Here is a 17525-nt window from a genome sequence, read left to right as displayed (position 1 = left end):
AGTTCACTTTTGTGCATAAGGCTTTAAGTGTCTTATCCAATAATACATCCCTTGTAATAGGACGATGAAGAGTGCGACGATTGTCATGGATATAAAAAGATAAACAGAGTCAATCAACCAATAGCCTCCGATTAGAAGAACACCAAGTAATAACCGTAACTGAAGAAAGTGTCGAGTCATACGTTGCGACAGTTCATCTTTTTTACCGACGATGCCAGAGCCTCTTGTCGTGAATAGGAAAAGGAGTACACCGATTAACAGTAAGAGCATCGATTTCGGGTCTTCTGCTTTTAAACCGATAAAGGTAGAACGGATGAGTAGGAGTGAAGCGACAATGCCTAAATTCCAGACACTCCACCAGTAAATATGCCAAGCCGTCGGTTCGAACAGACGGTATATGACTTGATCGTAGTAAATCCAAAAGCAAGCAACAATGAGTAAAAACAAGAGGAATGGCAGTAACAACTGAGATGATTCGCTCAAAATATAGATGACCCCGAGCACACCTTCCCCGAGGACGAGCATCGTGAAGAGTCCGAATCGCTCAGGTAGATGGTTACGCGTGAGGGCAGGGAGTTTTTCATGAGACCGAAGTGTGAAGAGCGTCTGAAATAGTTCGATGAGAAGTGCGAGCATCACGAGTGGAACGAACCAATGGGTCAACCATCCGAGCGTCACCAGTATCATCGCGCTTCCATGACCAATCAGTAAGACACGGAACGTCTGCTTCTGGGCTGACTCGGTCATCTTGACACTGCCCCACATAAATAACAGCCATAAACGGGACAGGACAAAACTTAAAACAAACCATCCATACTCGTGATCAGTTGTGTAATGAATCGAGTAGGCGAATAATCCGATTGGGATCATGAGAACAATCATGAGTAGACGATGTCGTGTCGTATTTTCTTCATATCGATCTGAGTAAAAGGTTGAACTCCTCCACACAATCCAAGGTGCTGTAAACAAGATGAAAAACCATCCGATAGTATGAGCGAAACCATCCGCAAGATGCGCTTCTACATAGTGAATGACTTCTGCCAGCGAGGCGATAAACACAAGATCGAAAAAGAGTTCAATCCAGGAAGCTTGTCGATGTCCCTCGGTTGAATGAACATGTGGTCGGGACCACTCACTCATGTCATCTCCTCCCTCGTCATGTACCTTCAAAGTAGCGAACGAGCTCTTCTGCGACAGCTTGACCAGATTCTTGTTGTTGACCGGTGATCAAATGACCATCTCGAACGACGAATGGTGCCCAAGGTTCAGCCTTTTTGAAGTGAGCTCCAAGTTTTATCGCTTCTTCTTCGATTCGGAATGGCATGACTTTCATTCCTACTGATGCATCGGCCTGATCTTCTTCTTCGTTTGTAAATCCTGTCATCACTTTACCTTCAATGAATGGACGATTCTCCTCTTGGAGGTATAATAATAAACTCGTTCCATGGCACAGGGCGATAGAAGGTTTTCCACTTGCATAAAAAGCTTCGAATGCTTCTTTTAATGAGTCAGCATCTTGGAATGTAAACATGGGTGCCTGTCCGCCGGCAACGAGAATCGCATCGAAGCCAGAGAGATCGAGGTCGCCAATTTTTGGCGTATTCTCTAGTAAAGCAAGGAAATCAGCATCATCTAGATACTTGAGAGACAACGTATCATGTTTCGAGTAACCACTTTCATGTGTCGGATCGCTCAGCGCATCCCACTCGACTTTGCCACCGTTCGGACTAGCAATCGTCAGTTGATAACCTTTTGCACTCAATACTTCGTATGGGTGCGTCAATTCAGATAACCAAAAACCGACAGGCCAATTTGTTGTGGTCGAAACAGCTGGATTCGATACGACCAATAATACGGATTTCATAAAAAATTCCTCCTTCGTTAGGTGAATACGATTACTTTCTTCAATCGTATCAGCTATAAAAAGGAGGACAAGTACGCACTTTTAGGTAAGTGACTCTGTTTTATAACGCATACCCCATTGTTGTAGGGCGAGTAAAACCGGCTCCAGTTCTCGACCTTGATCGGTCAATTGGTATTCAACGTGAGGAGGATTTTCATGAAAATCAATTCGTAACAAGAAACCGTCCTCTTCAAGAGATTTTAATGTCTCAGCCAGAACTTTGTGACTGATTCCTTGGATTGATCGCTTTAGTTCACCGTAACGGCGCGGACGACGTAACACGTGCCATAACACAAGCACTTTCCATTTCCCCATGATGACATTCATACTCAATTGCACGGGACATTCAAACTTTCGGTCTTGATACAAAAAAGTAGCCATAGATATTCCTCACTTTCGAATGAGATGAACTTCGGTGACGTGTTCTACAAGATGACGTGCGCTCAGTTCTAATTGTTCGGCTGTGAGTGTCCGTACCCCGCTCTCGATATAAGGGGAGAGATACGTCATGCCTGTCAAGTTGGCCATCGCGTGAAACGGGGACAACAATTCTTCCATCGTGAAACGATTGTACCCATCCGGTCGATAAGCATCAGCGGGACCGCCCGTTGAGACGGCCAGGACAAATTCTTTCCCATGTAATTTTGTACCCGATTGTCCGTATGCCCACCCATAGGAGAGGACGACATCTTGCCATTCTTTCAAAAGGGCAGGGCTACTATACCAATAGAACGGAAATTGGAATACGATCCGGTCGTGCGATAGAAGCAGTTGCTGTTCACGTGCCACGTCGATTCGGAAATCGGGATAAGCCGCATACAGGTCGTGTACTGTCACATCTTCATGCTGTTCAAGAGCTGTTTTCCATGTTTTGTTGACGCGGGATGTTTCTAAATTCGGATGTACGAGGATGACGAGTGTTCTCATGCTTGCTCTTCCTCGTACATGCGCTCGACTTCGGTTTGCTGAACGTGCATGTCATATAATGCTTCCGCGATGCGTTCAGGTGCGAAATACGTTCCTTCTTGTACAAATCCTTTGATGGTCAACGTCCCGACGTAAATCGATGAGTCGGCTAGTTCTTCGTGAAGGCTGTAGGCGAGATTACGAAGTGCGGCTTTTCCGATGGCAAGTGACGCGTAGTCTGCCGACGGATAAAGGGCGAGTCCGCCACCCGTCAATAAAATCGATCCGCCGTCCATATATGGAGCGGCAAAACGCGCGCTCATCAATGCGCCGAGTACGTTCACTTCGAAGTCGCGGATGACGTCCGCTGAAGTAAGGGTAGTCGGACGTCCCGGTGTCGCAGCCATTGCGTTGTAGACGACAGTATCAATCGAGCCGAACATTTCATGAATTTGACCCATCACGAGTTGTAAATCTGCTTCCGAACGTGTATCGGCCTCGAACCCTTTTGCCGTATATCCTTTTTGAACGAGTTGTGATTCATAGTCTGCTAATCGATCAGCATTTCGGGCGAGAAGTGCGATTTGGTAGCCGTTTTTAGCAAATTGTTCTGCTGTATGAAGACCAATCCCTGGACCGGCTCCGATAATGACTGCTGTTTTCATTGACATGATGATGTCCTCCTTAATAGTTGTATATACACATGATAGTGTAAAAATTTTTATTTTTTTTCGAGTTGTTCATTTGCTTCGTGCAATGTTTTGCTGAGAAGTTCGCTCTCTTCTTTCCCGAGAATGGACGCATAGTTCGCAAATAACGTCTTCAACGATTGACGAAACTCTGTGTATGCTTCTTCTCCAGATGACGTTAACGTGATGTGCGATTGCTTTCCGATGACGTCACGTTGAATCAAGCCTAATTTCTCTAGTTTATCGAGGAAACGTGTACTCGTTGAAGGCGCGAGTGATAAACGTTCGCTCAATTCTTTTTGAGTGATTCCAGGATGGAAATGCACGACGAGCATCAAATAATAGTAAGACGGAGCCAATTCACCATCGATTGCGTCATCCGCAAGCTTTGAGATGTTGCGTGCGAAGCGGCTAGCCGTGAAATAAAGACAATACATCAAAAGATCATCTTCTTCTTGAATACGTTCCATCGGATCCTCCTTCCTTAAACATTTGCATATACAACTTAAAATAAAATGAGGCAAGTGTCAACGATGGACACTCACCTCAGGTTTATAATTCTTCGCCGAATAAATACGACACGACCATCGGGAAACGCTCGCGCCAAGCAAGTTCGTTATGAACACCCTCTTCAATCACTTCGAAACGGATGTGTTCGACCTTGTCTTTTAACAGGTTGTACACCCGTTCGCTCGACTCACGGTACATCTCGTTCGTCGGTCCGTTCTCCATCGGTTCTTCGACTTCTTTGGCACCGACATCTAAATAGAGACGTTCTACACCTTTTAAGTCACTCGCCTCAATCAATTGCTCCAGCTCGGTTTGATTGAACCAAAAGGCAGACGATAAAGAAGCGACACGCTTAAAGATTTCAGGATACACACACGCTGCGTAGACCGAGATGAGTCCACCCATCGAGCTTCCCATCATCGCCGTTTCTTCCGGAATGGTCCGGTAGTCGGCATCGATTTTTGGTTTCAATTCTTGAGCGATATATTCGATATACGCCGATCCTTCTCCGCCGAGGACGATGTCGCGTCCGAGCAGGCTGTCCCCGATATATGGGTTTTCCCATGGTCCGTACTCATCGAGTCGTTTTTCCCCAGGTGCGCTATCGAGTGCGACGACGATCAAGTCACGTTTCGAGGCGTCTAAATATTCACCAACGCGCCAGCTCATGTTGTAGCTTGCCTCCTCGTCGGCGAAACAGTTTTGCCCGTCATGCATATAGAGAACGGGATACCGTTTTTCCGATGTCTCATAGTCGGCAGGTGTATACACCCGAACCGTCCGGGTGCGTTCGAACGGTGTAATCGTGATTTCTTTTGTCTCAATCATGAAGTGACCTCCTTTGCATTCTCTCTAAATGATACCCAACTTTTCGTCAGATTATAGCGATACCCAAAAAAACAAGCGTGTGGTACGATGGGGGTGTTGATTTTTAGACATTTAGAGGGGGTCTTCACATGGTAAACACGACGAAGTTAAAAGTGCAGGATGCAGAATTGTTTGAGGCAATGCAACACGAACTCGGTCGTCAACGCGACAACATCGAACTCATCGCTTCAGAAAACTTTGTTTCAGAAGCAGTCATGGAAGCGCAAGGAGGCGTATTGACGAACAAATATGCCGAAGGATATCCAGGACGCCGTTATTATGGTGGCTGTGAGTTTGTCGACGTCGCTGAAAACTTGGCGCGTGACCGTGCGAAAGCATTGTTCGGTGCAGAACATGCGAACGTACAACCACACTCTGGTGCACAAGCGAACATGGCAGTTTATTTCACAGTGCTTGAAGCAGGAGACACGGTGCTCGGGATGAACCTATCACACGGTGGTCACTTGACGCACGGTAGCCCGGTCAACTTCTCGGGAGTGCAGTATAACTTCGTCGAATACGGTGTAGACAAAGAGACAGAACACATCGACTATGACGTCGTCGCAGCGCTCGCGAAAGAACATAAACCGAAATTGATTGTCGCGGGTGCATCGGCTTACCCACGTACAATCGACTTCGCGAAGTTCCGTGAGATTGCAGACAGTGTCGATGCGTACCTCATGGTCGATATGGCGCACATCGCTGGACTCGTGGCAGCAGGTCTTCACCCGAACCCAGTCGAGCATGCGGATTTCGTCACGACGACGACGCACAAGACACTTCGTGGACCACGTGGCGGTATGATTCTTTGTAAAGAAGAGTTTGCGAAAGCAATCGACAAATCCATCTTCCCAGGAATTCAAGGTGGACCGCTCATGCACGTCATCGCAGCGAAAGCAGTCGCGTTCGGAGAGGCACTCCAACCAGAATTCAAAGAGTATCAACGTCAAGTCATCGCCAATGCACAGGCACTTGCGGCTGGTCTTGAAGAAGAGGGGCTCCGAATCGTATCGGGCGGAACGGACAACCACCTCTTACTCGTCGACCTTCAAGGAATCGACATCACAGGGAAAGCGGCGGAGCATGCGCTCGACGCTGCAGGAATCACGGTCAACAAAAACACGATCCCATTCGATCCAGCATCACCGTTCGTCACAAGCGGAATCCGTCTCGGTACGGCAGCGATGACGACACGTGGCTTCAAAGAGGACGATATGCAAGAAGTGGCACGCCTAATCGGTCGTGTACTCAAACAATATGAAGATGAGTCGGTACTCGCAGAAGCACTTCAAGACGTGCGTACGTTAACTGCGAAGTTCCCACTTTACCCAGAACGAGGCTGAGTCAATGGACATCCGGACACTCGCAGAACGAGAGCTATCCGAACTCCCATTGTTCGATATGACGGAATGGTTGGCTCGTAAGGGGGAACACGACCCATCTTTCCGTCTTGTCGCCAGTGAGTTCGGGGTCATCACGACGCTCCTCGACCATGGCTATTACGAAGAAGCGAGCGAACGAATCGTACCGCTCCTCGGGATGAAAGTGCCCGCTGCGTTCCATCGACTAGGTCTTGCGCTAGAAGTGAAGGCGAACGGGAAAAAAGCGGCCAAGCGCCGCTTTCGTTCGTTTTCTCCGGCCGTCATCCAGCATTCAGATTTAGCCGAGTGGCGACTGGCGTTCAAGTTTGATAAGAAATGGCTCGGTCTTCCGCTCGTCGTGGGGCTTGCTGCCGCTGCGCTCGTGTTTTGGCCAGATACCGAACCTCCGATTGTCCCGCCAAGCGAGACCGATCAAGTCGTCGTCGAGACGGTGACCGAGGAAGAGGCGATGGCGGAGCGCTTGAAGGAACTAGAAGCGGAAGTCGCTCGACTTGAGAAGGAAAATGAACAGCTCCAAGGTCAAGAAGAAGCACCAAGTGATTCAGTGGAAGAGAAGCCGGATCAAGCGACTGACGTCGTGCCGTTAGCGGAGGTCGAAGCGCTCGTACAAGACAAACAGTACGAGCAAGCTGAACAGTTGCTCGACGGGAAAGCGAAAGCAGGTCAAGAGCAGGCGGTTGGATTTTATCGACTCCTTGTCGACAATAAGTTAGGAAAAGCGAAAATCGCGGATTACGCGGCTTATCTCGATTCCTATCCTGAGTCTGGGTACAAGGCAGATGTCCTATGGATGAAAGGGATTGCCGAGAAAAAAGCGGACGATCCGGCTTATCGGGATACGCTGACGACCGTGTCAGAAATGAAAGGAACGTATTGGGCGCCGATTGCGAAATCCGTGCTCGACGAGTGAGGTGTTGCGCAAGCAACGCCTTTTCTCATGAAATTTTAATGAACTCCACCTCGATTTCTCGTTTTCGCATCGTATGATGCAAGTAGGAGGGATGCACGAATGAAACGTTTAATGAAAATGATTGGGACTAGTTTATTGGCAATCGGCCTGATGGGAATCGGACTTGCCGGTTTCTTGTTCTTTACGACACCGGGGCAATCAAGCCTCACGCAACTGTCGCTCGCGGCAACGGGCATCGAGCAGCGAATCGAGCAAGTCGATGAGACGTGGGACCAATGGGAAGACCGTCTCGAACGACAAGTGGAATCAGCAATCCCGGAAGGCGTCCGTCTGTTTTTTGAGGATTGATTTCGGGAAATGAATACCAATACGTCGAGCGGTCCGCTCGGCGTTTTTTCAAAGGAGTGAGCAGGATGCAGACGATTCTGGTCGTAGAAGATGATTCGAAGATTGCGCGGTTACTGGAACTAGAGTTGAAACATGCAGGGTATGAAGTCGTCGTGGCGACAGATGGGCGTAGTGGTTTAGAGCGGGCCGTCGCCGACGAGATTGACCTCGTCTTACTCGATATCATGTTGCCTCAAATGAGTGGACTCGAGGTGGTCCGTCGATTAAAAGAAGAACGACCGCTGCTACCCGTTCTCATGGTGACGGCTCGGGGAGACCGCTATGACAAAGTGAGTGGACTCGACCTAGGTGCCGATGACTACATCACAAAACCGTTTGAAATCGAAGAAGTGCTCGCTCGAATCCGAGCGTTTTTGCGCATGCGCCAGCTCGTTCGGCAGGACCATTCCGAGCATGTCCTGACCTATGAGACACTCAAGGTCGATGTGAATCGACATGAAGTGTATTGCGAGGGAAATAAAATCGATTTGACGCGGCGTGAGTTTGACTTGTTGGTCTTCTTTTTAGAGAACCCCGAGCGCGTCTTGACCCGTGATCAACTCGTCGAACATGTGTGGGGATTTGATTACTTCGGTGATACGAACGTCGTGGACGTATATGTCCGTTATGTCCGAAAGAAACTGACCGGGTCTTGGATTCAAACCGTCCGTGGTGTCGGGTATATGTTGAAGCGTGGTGAGTGAGCATGTTACGTACAAAAATCGCCTGGGCGATGACCGGGTTCATGTTGCTGCTCCTTCTCGTCTCGTTTGGCGTGACATGGTTCGTCGCGAGGCAAGAGATTGTCGATTCACGTTTTGACGTGTTACTACAAGCGTTAAACTTATTAGAAGAAGACGTCCGAAACAGCGATGCCGTGCTGTCCCTTCACAAGGACAGTGTCGTCCTAGAGCGTCAAGAAAACGGGGAGTGGGGAATCATCGGTGGGGAAGTGCCGGACGGGACGACATTTCCCATCAATTACGGAGAACCCGCACTCATCGATGACTGGTTCGTCGTCGCCACGACGGATGGGCTGGCATTCGGGTTTCAAGACCGAGCGGTGAGTGACACGATTCAAGCGTTGGCGACAATTTTTCTCGTCATGTTTTTTCTAGCCGTCCTCTTGACGTTCCTCGGTACATGGTGGATTTTACGCCAAGGGCTGTCGCCGTTACGGCGATTGACGGAGACGATGGAACGGATTACCGAATCGGGCAAATTAGAAACGATTGAGGTCGATGACCGAAAGGACGAAGTGACACTCCTTTCAAACGGATTCAACCATATGATTGAACGGGTCGAAGGGACGATGGACCAACAGCGTCGTTTCGTCGCCGATGTTTCACATGAACTAAAAACACCGCTGACCGTCATCGAAGGCTACGCAAAATTATTGCAGCGCTGGGGACAAGAGGACGAGAGTGTCCGCGCCGAGGCCATCGATCATATTTTGACGGAGTCGCGACAGATGCGAAACGACTTGATTGAACCGATGTTGGAATTAAATCGCTTCGTTGCGCTTGAAGAGGTCGACCGAGAAGACATCGATTTAGCTGAGCTTGGCGACATGTTAATAGAACGATTTTTAAGGTCGCACGGCGTACACCTTCCCATCGATGCGAACGGTAGCTGGTATGGCCATCGTGAATCGTTACAACGCATTCTTGTCATTTTGATCGATAATAGTTTGAAATATGCAAAAGAGACGAACCTTCACCTGACAGACAATCGAATCGAAGTGCGCGATAGGGGACCTGTCTTGTCAGATGAGATAAGAGCTCGTCTGTTCGACCGGTTTTATCGATTGGATGAGGCACGAGACCGTAGCGGCAGTGGACTTGGTCTTGCGATTGCGAAGGAAGTCGCAGATGTGAACGGCTGGACGATTGGAAGCGAACCGAATGATCCTGATGGCAGTGTATTTTTCCTCACTCGATGATGAACATTTCGCATTTTCTCATCAACTTCTAATGAAGCCTTAAATGCTCTCTCACACACGAGGCTTATGATGAAAATAAGAAGAACACACAACGAGGAGGAAATGAACATGAAACGCATCGGCTGGATCATCGGAGCTTTACTTGGCGTCATGGCAATTGTAGGGATTGGGTTTTATGTGAGCGGGAATCAGACGGACACGGTCATCGTCCCGCAAGCGATCAATCAAGCGAGTGACGACTCAGCACAAGATCAATCGGATGATTCTGCGTCAGCAGAGGACTCAAGCGCCAACGCATCCGACGACTCATCATCTTCACGAGTAGAAGATGACTATGAACTATACGGGACGCTTGTCAGTCTGACAAAAGAGGATGTCACGATTAGCTTCAATGGAAAAGAATCGACGTACCGCTTAGCACAGACACATGAGATTGACGACGATACACCGCAAGTTGGCGACCGAGTAAAACTCGAATTGAATCGAAACGATGAAGTGAAAGAAGTGGACCGTGAGAGCGGAGATGACGATGCATACATTTCTGGCACACTCGTCAAACTCACAGATCAAGAAGTCACAATCAACATCGATGGAAAAGATAAGACGTATCCGCTCGCTGCACGATCTGAAATCGATGAGGACACACCTCGGGTCGGAGATCTTGTCAAACTTGAATTGAATCGTGATCAAGCAGTCATCGAAGTGGACAATGAATCCGATGATGACCAATATGAGCAAGAGGATTCTTCACAGGACGATTCATCACAAGATGACTCTTCTGAAGATGAACGTGAGAATGATTAATCAAAGAATCGAAAGAACTGATCTCTCAAGAGGTTGGTTCTTTTTTGGTAGATGTATATGCAGTCAAAAGCTTCTACCCAATCATCAGAAACGTAATAATTCTGAAATCATCACAAAAATAGGTTATATGTTATGATGTACAAGAAAAATTTAGGTGGTTTTCACCTAATTGGGAATGAGGGGGAACATCAATGCGGACGTACTGGGGAATCTTACTCAGTTGTATCTTGTTGAGTGGGTGTGGTGCCGAGACGTTGAACGCGATTGAACTACGTCCCTTGTCATCTTATCGAGTCGAACAAGAGCCCGAGGTGGCATTAACCGAACAAACAAAAGAAAAGATGCTTACATATTGCGAGAAGCGTCCGACCGATGTCTTACCGAAACGAAGAGCAAAAGTGGCGGAAGTGACATTCCGTCATCCCCTTTATGAAGCACTCGGCTATAAAAATGTGAAGTATTTTGCTGCGGGAGAAGAGCGATATCTCACTTGTGCTAACAGTAACCAATTGATGGAGCGGACGTTTGCAATCGAACCGATTGCAGAGTTTGAAGCACTCGACAAGGAACGATTCGTCGAATCCGAGGTCGTCTCGACGATTGAATTTGAACGCGTCGAGAACATGAAAGAAATTACGAGTGCGTTTAAGGTGAACGATGCACATGAAACGGTTATCCTAGATTCTGCATTCCGTTACACGACTCCTGACACAGGAGCAATTTATGTGACGTTCGAGACCATTCGGAACGGCCGTACGCTTGACCCGATTGTCGAACCGAAACTGTTTCCGTTTCAAAGTGGAGAAAACGAAGGCTATGTCTTTTTGACGAGACGGGCAGACAATCGAGTCGCTCTACAAATCGGGAAGACCCCTTCGCTTAGACAACTCGTTCTTCCGAGTATGTACGAAGCGCCGTACATGAAGGTCGATGCCAAAGAAGAAGAACTCTCGCTCGAAGGAAACCATCGAGAACTGATGAAACGAATCATCCTCTCGGAACAACCGATCGAGGAGGACGTGTCTGAACAAACCTCACTCGCACTCTCGAAAACGTACGGTACCGTCCTTGAAATCTGGGGGCACGTCCGCCGACCTGTTCCGAGCAAGATGTCGTCACGACCAGCGGATGAGGACATGCAACTCGCTGTCTTTGAATCAAGTCGAGATACGGTCTGGTTAGATGGACCAAAAACTCAAGAACTGTTTGATGAATTGTCTCACGTCCAAATGCGCGAGAAGCCGACGAATGCTGTCAACATAGGGCAATTACATTTATATAGAGAATTGACGAAACAGTCGTTTGATGTATGGAAGACGGAAACCGAGCTCTATTTAATCGACCAAAAGACGTCACGGTCTTACGAACTTCCTGCGAACGATTATTTCTAGGTCAATTAACGTTCAGGGCGTCTGACCTCTGATAAAATAGAAGTTGGCTCTACCCATCTCAACAGAGTTAGGGTACAATGCTCGAGAGAGAATGAGAGAGGAGTGAAACAAGATGGGAAAAGTACATGTTTATGACCATCCTTTGATTCAGCACAAAATGACGATTATGCGAAAAGTAGAGACGGGGACGAAGCAGTTCCGTGAACTCGTCGACGAAGTTTCTTCACTTATGGCATACGAAATCACGCGCAGCCTACCCCTAACAGATGTAGAAATTGAGACACCGGTCTCTGTTTCCACTCAAAAGATGATTGCCGGCAAGAAATTGGGAATCGTCCCTATTTTACGTGCAGGACTTGGTATGGTGGATGGGTTCCTCAAAATGATGCCGAACGTAAAAGTCGGCCACATCGGTCTCTATCGCGATCCGGAAACACTTGAGCCACACGAATACTACTTGAAGCTCCCGACAGACGTGACGGAACGCGACTTCATCGTCGTCGACCCGATGCTCGCAACGGGCGGTTCAGCTGCTGATGCCATCGCGGCTCTTAAAAAACACGGAGCGAAGTCAATCAAGTTGGCTTGTCTGTGTGCAGCACCAGAAGGCGTAGAACGTGTGCAAGCAGAACATCCGGATGTCGAGATTTATCTCGCAGCACTCGATGAAAAATTAAATGATCACGGTTATATCGTTCCTGGACTTGGGGATGCGGGTGACCGTTTGTTTGGTACAAAATAAATAACTCATATGTAAAACGGACATCTCGCGGGAGATGTCCGTTTCTTTTAGATGTACAGAAGAGCGACCGCGAAGGCTGCTCTTTTTAGTTTGTTTCAATCAATCCTTCTTCGATCAAGAAGTCACGCGCGACTTTTTCAGGACGCTGTTTTTCGACATCGGCAAGGTAGTTCAATTCTTGCATGACTTCATCCGTGATTTTACCGCTTAGCGTATTCAAGACGCCTTCGAGCTCAGGGTGTTCTTGTAACGTCTCGTTGCTGACGATTGGGACAGCATAGTACGGTGGGAAAAATTGTTGATCGTCCTCAAGGACCGTCAAGTCAAAACGCTTCAATAAACCATCTGTCGAGAAACTATCGATGGCATTGCTTTCATTATTCATAAGTGCTGTATAACGAAGTCCGCCGTCGACCGGTTTCACGTCTTGGAAGTTGAACGGATAGGTTTCTTTTAATCCAAGGTAACCGTCTTCTCGGTTCGAGAATTCAATCGTTGGACCGAAGACGAGCGTGTCGCTCACTTCCGCTAAGTCAGATACCGTCTTCAGGTCATACTTTTCGACATCTTCTTTTTTTACCGCAATCGCATACGTGTTGTTGAATCCAATCGGGTCGAGTGTCTGAATCCCGAAACGCTCATTGATTTGATCTTTGACATTCTCGTATACGGCATCCGGGTCGTTATCGACTTCTTGTTTCAAGACGTCGACCGACAGCGTTCCTGTGTATTCAACGTACGTATCAATCTCACCTGTCCGGAGAGCGCTGAATGCGACTTGTGTGCCCCCTAGGTTCAGTTGCCGTTTGACATCAAGGTCAGTCCGATCTTCAATCAAATCGGCAACCATGTTCCCGAGAATCAATTGTTCGGTAAAGTTTTTTGATCCGACGACAATCGTATCATCGTCTCGTGTGAAGGCATAAATCGATCCCGCGAGCAATAAGACTAACGCGGTCGAGATGACAAAAGCGGGTTTGACGACCTTTTTGGCCGTGCTACGTTTTTTCTTCTTCATTCGACCATCCGCTAAGACGATTCCGTTCGGAGCGACTTTATATTCGATTCGGCTGACGATGAAGTCGATGAGAAGCGCAAGTAATCCGGCTGGAATCGCGCCGGCCAAGATTTGATTGTTGTCGACCGTTTGAATCCCGGCGAAGACGAGATATCCTAAACCGCCGGCACCAACGAATGCGGAAATCGTCATCAATCCGACAGCCGTGACCGCTGAGATTCGAATCCCTGCCATAATAATCGGTAAGGCAAGGGGTAGTTGAATTTTACTTAAAATTTGTCGGTTCGTTAAGCCGATCCCTTTCGCTGATTCGAGCGTATCGCCAGGGATGCTTGAAAGACCGGTATACGTGTTTTTGACAATCGGTAAAAGCGAGTACAATACGACCATGATAATCGCAGGCGTCGATCCAATTCCGATAAACGGAATCAAGAAACCAAGAAGGGCCAAACTTGGGACTGCCTGGACGACACTCGTCAATCCGAGAGTCGGTTTGGCAAGTCGGGGTATACGTAAAATCAAAATCCCGAGCGGCACACCGAGAAGGACGGCAAGAGAGACGGCGAACACCGTTAGTTGGAGATGTTCGAGTAATAGCGTTCCGATTTGGCTTGTATTGTTTGTGAAGTAATCAAAAAAGCTTTGGATGGCATTCATACAGGTTCCTCCTCATGGTCTTGTGTAAATTGTTCACTGAGGACGGATAGTAAGCTGCTTCGTGTAATGAGGCCATGTAGTGTCGGGCCTTCGACGACGGGCAAGTAACCTTGGTCGCTCGTATTCATCACGTCTAATATATCGAGAAGGGAATCATCGATGGAGACGTACGCGTATTCGCGATTCATGACTTCTTCGAGTCGTTTTGTCTGATCGATATTTGCATTGATATCTTTCAACTTAATCAATCCTTGGAGCTTTCGGTCACGGTCGGTGATCAACAAGCTATCGACTTTACGCGAGCGCATGATTTCAATTGCTTGAAGGACCGTCCGTTTTCCGCTGATGGAAACAGGATCGACAATCATAATATCTTTTGCCTTAATGTATTCTGGACTGCTCCAAATTCGATTTTTACCGATGAACGATTCGACATATGCATCTTTTGGATGACGCAAAATCTGTTCTGGTGTATCGAATTGAACGATTTCGCCGTCGCGCATGATACAAATGCGATCGGCCAGTTTGATCGCTTCATCCATATCATGGGTGACGAATACAATCGTCTTCTTCACTTCTTCTTGTAAGTTAAAAAGTTCTTCTTGCAAATCGTTTCGCGTGACGGGGTCGAGCGCGCTGAACGGCTCATCCATCAAAATGACCTCAGGATCGTTCATTAAAGCGCGGGCGAATCCGATTCGTTGTTGCTGACCGCCGCTCAATTCACTCGGATATCGATCGATGAATTGGTCCGGGTCAAGTCCAACCATCTTTAGTAGGTGCTCGGTTCGAGCATCCATTTCTTGTTCAGCTTGCCCTCCTAGACTCGCAATCAATTGAATGTTTTCGCGAATCGTCATGTGAGGGAAGAGACCGGTTTGTTGAATGACATATCCCATTTGACGACGCAACTTGATTGGGTCCATCTTCCGAGTATCCTGGCCATTGACGATAATCGTTCCTTCTGTCGGCTCAATCAAGCGATTAATCATTTTTAGAGAGGTTGTTTTACCGCAACCAGACGGGCCGATAAACACGACGAGCTCACCTTTGTTGATGGTGAGATTCATTTCTTTTAAAACGGTCGTTTGCTTAAACGACTTTTTGACGTTTTTAAACTCAATCATACATTCACCCTTTTCAAATAATTATTTTCACATAATCATATATGCCCCATGTCAATGAACTGTAAACATTTCTTTTTGAAAAAGCGTTTACTTCTTATCTAAATCGGGGATTATAGTTCCCTTGTTTTGATTGGTGATAACGTCGCTTATAAGAGATGAATCGTGTGTGTGAAATCTATGGCGAACCTGGGGTCGAATGATGACTGTTTGAACGAACACATCGCATCGCTATTGACAAAATGCTTGATCTACTCGAGCTAAAAAATGAGCAGTCGTCTTTCAGTCGATGATGTAGTGAGTTCATTTTAGAGAGGAGTCACAAAATCGACACAAATATAAAGGAAGCTTATATGAACGTTAGAGTGATTAATTAGGGTATATCCTATCGTTTAAGGTTGATTTAAAGGGATTTCCTGACATTAAACGTTAAAAAGAATGGGTGTGAGAGACGTCACGGAAAATTGGCGAGAACCCCTCGACAGCGCGAAATGACTATCGTTATACTAAAACAGGGCGGTGAAAACGATTTCAAAATGAAGTCAACGACCGTTTCGTAACTCTTTGTGAACGTAAACGTTTACCGATTGAAATTTCCAAAACGTGGGGGTATAACTGAACTATTCTTCATCTGATTCCTTTTGTGAAATGTTATAAAGTCAACATTTTTATTTCAACGTTTCTTCACACTTTCTTTAAAAAGTGCATCATTCGTTTACTTTATGAAGTGCGTAAAACTATTGATACGACTTGATTTAAAGCGCTTTTATAATTGTGAAATTCATTGACTTCTTATGCCATTTCTATTACTCTGAACTTGTGTGACTTTTGATGGTCACGCGAGTGTGAATCCGTGAAGAAGAGAGAAGCGCATCGTGCGTGAAAGGGGGACCAGGATGGCGAAAAAAGACAATCGTTACCTATCCTATGCCTCGCTCGCTTCACAAATTTCAACAGCACTTGCTGGACCGATCGTCATCGGTTATCTCGTCGGACAGTACGGCGAAAGACGTGAATTTTGGGGCACGTTTGGTTGGAATGTGTCGATCATCCTCGGACTCGTGTTCGGGATTACGGCGCTAGTTCTCACCCTTCGGAGTTTATTGACAGGAGAGGACGAATGAATACGATTCAAGCAGACAGAAAAGCACAGAAAGAACTGATGAAGCGTTATACGAAATGGTTTACCGTCTGGTTTGCGATTTTGCTCATCGGCGCATTCATCATCCCGGTGTATAAAGCTGTATTTCTCGGGCTATTCATCGGTGGAGTCGGAAGTCTCATCATTCTACATATGCAGAATCGAAGCGTCATTCGCATGTATGACGTCATCGAGCATGGACGACGACCAAAGTCGCACGGGACCGTTTCAAGAATGGCGGTCGGTGCGTTAGCAGTGATAGTCGGTCTTTTCTATGAGGATCGGGTGTCCGTCATCGCGGTGGTAACTGGTCTAATCGCCGGCCACATTATACAATTTGGCGAGTTCACACTTGCCCAGCTCAGCAGGAAAAGAGGTGAATATTAATGGGTCATGAGTTTCCCACATATTCTCTGCACTTTGGGGACTATACGTTATACGGGAGCTGGACGAACGTCATTACAGTGCTAATAGCAGCGTTACTCGTCTTCGTATTCGCCATCTGGGGAACAAGACGTTTGGCTATGAAGCCGACTGGCAAACAAAACTTCATGGAATTCTTCGCGGAGTTCGTGCGTGGAATCATCGCTAGTGCGATGGACTGGAAGACAGGAGGACGCTTTATCGGATTTGGGATGACGTTGATTTTGTTCATTCTCTTCTCAAACTTGATGGGTCTACCGTTTAACGTCATTTCCGGACACTATCTGTGGTTCAACTCACCGACGGCCGATCCTTACGTAACCTTGGCGTTGTCGACACTCGTCGTTGCAATGTCGCATTACTACGGGGTGAAGCTACACGGATTCAAGCACTATTCGGCGGAATTCGTAAAACCAGTCTGGTTCTTGCTTCCGATCAAGTTGATCGAGGAGTTTGCGAACACATTGACGCTCGGTTTGCGTCTATACGGTAACATTTTTGCCGGTGAAATCATGATTACCATCATCTTGGGACTCGCGATTACAGCCGAAGGAGCACTCAACCCGCTCGGCGCAATCTTTGCGGTCTTCCCAATGATTCTATGGCAAGGTTTCTCAATCTTTATCGGGGTTATCCAATCCTACATTTTCCTGACGCTTGCAATGGTGTACATCGGGCACAAAGCTTCGGCCGAACATTGATTCGGACATCTCGCCAAAGCGTTACAAA

20 protein-coding genes are annotated in these 17525 nt (G+C 47.2%); 11 read left to right on the top strand and 9 right to left on the bottom strand.

The window, feature by feature from the left end; genetic code table 11:
- Window positions 1-3: 3 nt before the first annotated feature.
- The 7 genes from LCM29_RS09420 to LCM29_RS09390 form a co-directional block, all read right to left on the bottom strand.
- The gene (locus tag LCM29_RS09420; protein WP_224862299.1) at window positions 4-1140 is read right to left on the bottom strand and encodes a low temperature requirement protein A; all 1137 of its coding nucleotides are present in this window, start codon (window positions 1138-1140) and stop codon (window positions 4-6) included.
- Window positions 1141-1156: 16 nt separating this feature from the next.
- Complete coding sequence (locus LCM29_RS09415) at window positions 1157-1864, bottom strand: type 1 glutamine amidotransferase domain-containing protein (RefSeq protein ID WP_224862297.1); 708 nt, start codon at window positions 1862-1864, stop codon at window positions 1157-1159.
- 81 nt (window positions 1865-1945) lie between these two features.
- Window positions 1946-2284, bottom strand: coding sequence for a winged helix-turn-helix transcriptional regulator (locus LCM29_RS09410; RefSeq protein WP_224862295.1), 339 nt, complete (start codon window positions 2282-2284; stop codon window positions 1946-1948).
- 9 nt (window positions 2285-2293) lie between these two features.
- Entirely contained in the window at window positions 2294-2830 is a 537-nt protein-coding gene (locus LCM29_RS09405) for an NAD(P)H-dependent oxidoreductase (RefSeq protein WP_224862293.1), read from the bottom strand.
- The gene (locus tag LCM29_RS09400) at window positions 2827-3480 is read right to left on the bottom strand and encodes an SDR family NAD(P)-dependent oxidoreductase (RefSeq protein ID WP_224862291.1); all 654 of its coding nucleotides are present in this window, start codon (window positions 3478-3480) and stop codon (window positions 2827-2829) included. Before LCM29_RS09400 ends, LCM29_RS09405 begins: the two co-directional genes overlap by 4 nt.
- Before the next feature lie 50 nt (window positions 3481-3530).
- On the bottom strand, window positions 3531-3968 hold the full coding sequence (locus LCM29_RS09395; protein WP_224862289.1) for a MarR family winged helix-turn-helix transcriptional regulator: 438 nt from the start codon (window positions 3966-3968) through the stop codon (window positions 3531-3533).
- Window positions 3969-4050: 82 nt separating this feature from the next.
- Window positions 4051-4836 (bottom strand): alpha/beta hydrolase, encoded by a 786-nt coding sequence (locus LCM29_RS09390; RefSeq protein WP_224862287.1) that lies wholly within the window; start codon window positions 4834-4836, stop codon window positions 4051-4053.
- A gap of 128 nt (window positions 4837-4964) precedes the next feature.
- Here LCM29_RS09390 and glyA point away from each other — a divergent pair, with 128 nt between their 5' ends.
- From glyA to upp, 8 genes are all read left to right on the top strand, one after another.
- On the top strand, window positions 4965-6218 hold the full coding sequence (glyA, locus tag LCM29_RS09385) for a serine hydroxymethyltransferase (RefSeq protein WP_224862285.1): 1254 nt from the start codon (window positions 4965-4967) through the stop codon (window positions 6216-6218).
- A gap of 4 nt (window positions 6219-6222) precedes the next feature.
- Window positions 6223-7167: a hypothetical protein gene (locus LCM29_RS09380; RefSeq protein ID WP_224862283.1), complete on the top strand. Its 945-nt coding sequence runs from the start codon at window positions 6223-6225 to the stop codon at window positions 7165-7167.
- 99 nt (window positions 7168-7266) lie between these two features.
- A complete protein-coding gene (locus tag LCM29_RS09375; RefSeq protein ID WP_224862281.1) occupies window positions 7267-7515 on the top strand; it encodes a hypothetical protein in 249 nt (82 codons plus the stop codon).
- Window positions 7516-7580: 65 nt separating this feature from the next.
- The gene (locus LCM29_RS09370) at window positions 7581-8258 is read left to right on the top strand and encodes a response regulator transcription factor (protein WP_214744568.1); all 678 of its coding nucleotides are present in this window, start codon (window positions 7581-7583) and stop codon (window positions 8256-8258) included.
- Window positions 8259-8260: 2 nt separating this feature from the next.
- Window positions 8261-9496: a sensor histidine kinase gene (locus LCM29_RS09365; protein WP_224862279.1), complete on the top strand. Its 1236-nt coding sequence runs from the start codon at window positions 8261-8263 to the stop codon at window positions 9494-9496.
- Window positions 9497-9604: 108 nt separating this feature from the next.
- Window positions 9605-10300 carry a hypothetical protein gene (locus tag LCM29_RS09360; protein WP_224862277.1) on the top strand — a complete coding sequence of 232 codons (696 nt, stop codon included), beginning with the start codon at window positions 9605-9607 and terminating at the stop codon, window positions 10298-10300.
- Window positions 10301-10491: 191 nt separating this feature from the next.
- A complete protein-coding gene (locus LCM29_RS09355) occupies window positions 10492-11691 on the top strand; it encodes a hypothetical protein (protein WP_224862275.1) in 1200 nt (399 codons plus the stop codon).
- Between the two features lie 112 nt (window positions 11692-11803).
- On the top strand, window positions 11804-12433 hold the full coding sequence (upp, locus tag LCM29_RS09350; protein WP_074035874.1) for a uracil phosphoribosyltransferase: 630 nt from the start codon (window positions 11804-11806) through the stop codon (window positions 12431-12433).
- 85 nt (window positions 12434-12518) lie between these two features.
- On the opposite strand, the gene LCM29_RS09345 is transcribed toward upp, so the two are convergent.
- Window positions 12519-14108 (bottom strand): glycine betaine ABC transporter substrate-binding protein, encoded by a 1590-nt coding sequence (locus tag LCM29_RS09345; protein ID WP_214744560.1) that lies wholly within the window; start codon window positions 14106-14108, stop codon window positions 12519-12521.
- Window positions 14105-15235, bottom strand: coding sequence for an ABC transporter ATP-binding protein (locus LCM29_RS09340; protein WP_214744558.1), 1131 nt, complete (start codon window positions 15233-15235; stop codon window positions 14105-14107). The genes LCM29_RS09345 and LCM29_RS09340 overlap by 4 nt, the downstream gene beginning before the upstream one ends.
- Window positions 15236-16128: 893 nt before the next feature.
- Here LCM29_RS09340 and LCM29_RS09335 point away from each other — a divergent pair.
- Genes LCM29_RS09335 through atpB form a run of 3 tightly spaced genes read left to right on the top strand, consistent with a single transcriptional unit; the run spans window position 16129 to window position 17497 of the window.
- Window positions 16129-16356 (top strand): hypothetical protein, encoded by a 228-nt coding sequence (locus LCM29_RS09335; RefSeq protein ID WP_026825087.1) that lies wholly within the window; start codon window positions 16129-16131, stop codon window positions 16354-16356.
- Window positions 16353-16760 carry an ATP synthase subunit I gene (locus LCM29_RS09330; RefSeq protein WP_224862273.1) on the top strand — a complete coding sequence of 136 codons (408 nt, stop codon included), beginning with the start codon at window positions 16353-16355 and terminating at the stop codon, window positions 16758-16760. Before LCM29_RS09335 ends, LCM29_RS09330 begins: the two co-directional genes overlap by 4 nt.
- Window positions 16760-17497, top strand: a complete 738-nt coding sequence (gene atpB / locus LCM29_RS09325) for a F0F1 ATP synthase subunit A (RefSeq protein WP_074035878.1) — start codon at window positions 16760-16762, stop codon at window positions 17495-17497. Before LCM29_RS09330 ends, atpB begins: the two co-directional genes overlap by 1 nt.
- Window positions 17498-17525: the final 28 nt, after the last annotated feature.

The sequence above is a fragment of the Exiguobacterium aestuarii genome (assembly GCF_020171655.1).
In the GTDB taxonomy this organism is placed as follows: domain Bacteria; phylum Bacillota; class Bacilli; order Exiguobacteriales; family Exiguobacteriaceae; genus Exiguobacterium; species Exiguobacterium aestuarii_A.
The sequence above is the reverse complement of the archived record's forward strand: the minus strand, read 5'-3'. Positions and strand labels throughout refer to the sequence as shown.

Excerpts from the sequence above, each read along its gene's own strand:
- LCM29_RS09370 (WP_214744568.1), top strand. The coding sequence starts at position 7,581 with ATGCAGACGATTCTGGTCGTAGAAGATGATTCGAAGATTGCGCGGTTA.
- LCM29_RS09395 (WP_224862289.1), bottom strand. The coding sequence starts at position 3,968 with ATGGAACGTATTCAAGAAGAAGATGATCTTTTGATGTATTGTCTTTAT.
- LCM29_RS09400 (WP_224862291.1), bottom strand. The coding sequence starts at position 3,480 with ATGTCAATGAAAACAGCAGTCATTATCGGAGCCGGTCCAGGGATTGGT.
- LCM29_RS09410 (WP_224862295.1), bottom strand. The coding sequence starts at position 2,284 with ATGGCTACTTTTTTGTATCAAGACCGAAAGTTTGAATGTCCCGTGCAA.
- LCM29_RS09390 (WP_224862287.1), bottom strand. The coding sequence starts at position 4,836 with ATGATTGAGACAAAAGAAATCACGATTACACCGTTCGAACGCACCCGG.
- LCM29_RS09365 (WP_224862279.1), top strand. The coding sequence starts at position 8,261 with ATGTTACGTACAAAAATCGCCTGGGCGATGACCGGGTTCATGTTGCTG.
- LCM29_RS09340 (WP_214744558.1), bottom strand. The coding sequence starts at position 15,235 with ATGATTGAGTTTAAAAACGTCAAAAAGTCGTTTAAGCAAACGACCGTT.
- LCM29_RS09405 (WP_224862293.1), bottom strand. The coding sequence starts at position 2,830 with ATGAGAACACTCGTCATCCTCGTACATCCGAATTTAGAAACATCCCGC.
- LCM29_RS09375 (WP_224862281.1), top strand. The coding sequence starts at position 7,267 with ATGAAACGTTTAATGAAAATGATTGGGACTAGTTTATTGGCAATCGGC.
- LCM29_RS09335 (WP_026825087.1), top strand. The coding sequence starts at position 16,129 with ATGGCGAAAAAAGACAATCGTTACCTATCCTATGCCTCGCTCGCTTCA.
- atpB (WP_074035878.1), top strand. The coding sequence starts at position 16,760 with ATGGGTCATGAGTTTCCCACATATTCTCTGCACTTTGGGGACTATACG.
- glyA (WP_224862285.1), top strand. The coding sequence starts at position 4,965 with ATGGTAAACACGACGAAGTTAAAAGTGCAGGATGCAGAATTGTTTGAG.
- LCM29_RS09415 (WP_224862297.1), bottom strand. The coding sequence starts at position 1,864 with ATGAAATCCGTATTATTGGTCGTATCGAATCCAGCTGTTTCGACCACA.
- LCM29_RS09360 (WP_224862277.1), top strand. The coding sequence starts at position 9,605 with ATGAAACGCATCGGCTGGATCATCGGAGCTTTACTTGGCGTCATGGCA.
- LCM29_RS09420 (WP_224862299.1), bottom strand. The coding sequence starts at position 1,140 with ATGAGTGAGTGGTCCCGACCACATGTTCATTCAACCGAGGGACATCGA.
- LCM29_RS09380 (WP_224862283.1), top strand. The coding sequence starts at position 6,223 with ATGGACATCCGGACACTCGCAGAACGAGAGCTATCCGAACTCCCATTG.
- upp (WP_074035874.1), top strand. The coding sequence starts at position 11,804 with ATGGGAAAAGTACATGTTTATGACCATCCTTTGATTCAGCACAAAATG.
- LCM29_RS09330 (WP_224862273.1), top strand. The coding sequence starts at position 16,353 with ATGAATACGATTCAAGCAGACAGAAAAGCACAGAAAGAACTGATGAAG.
- LCM29_RS09355 (WP_224862275.1), top strand. The coding sequence starts at position 10,492 with ATGCGGACGTACTGGGGAATCTTACTCAGTTGTATCTTGTTGAGTGGG.
- LCM29_RS09345 (WP_214744560.1), bottom strand. The coding sequence starts at position 14,108 with ATGAATGCCATCCAAAGCTTTTTTGATTACTTCACAAACAATACAAGC.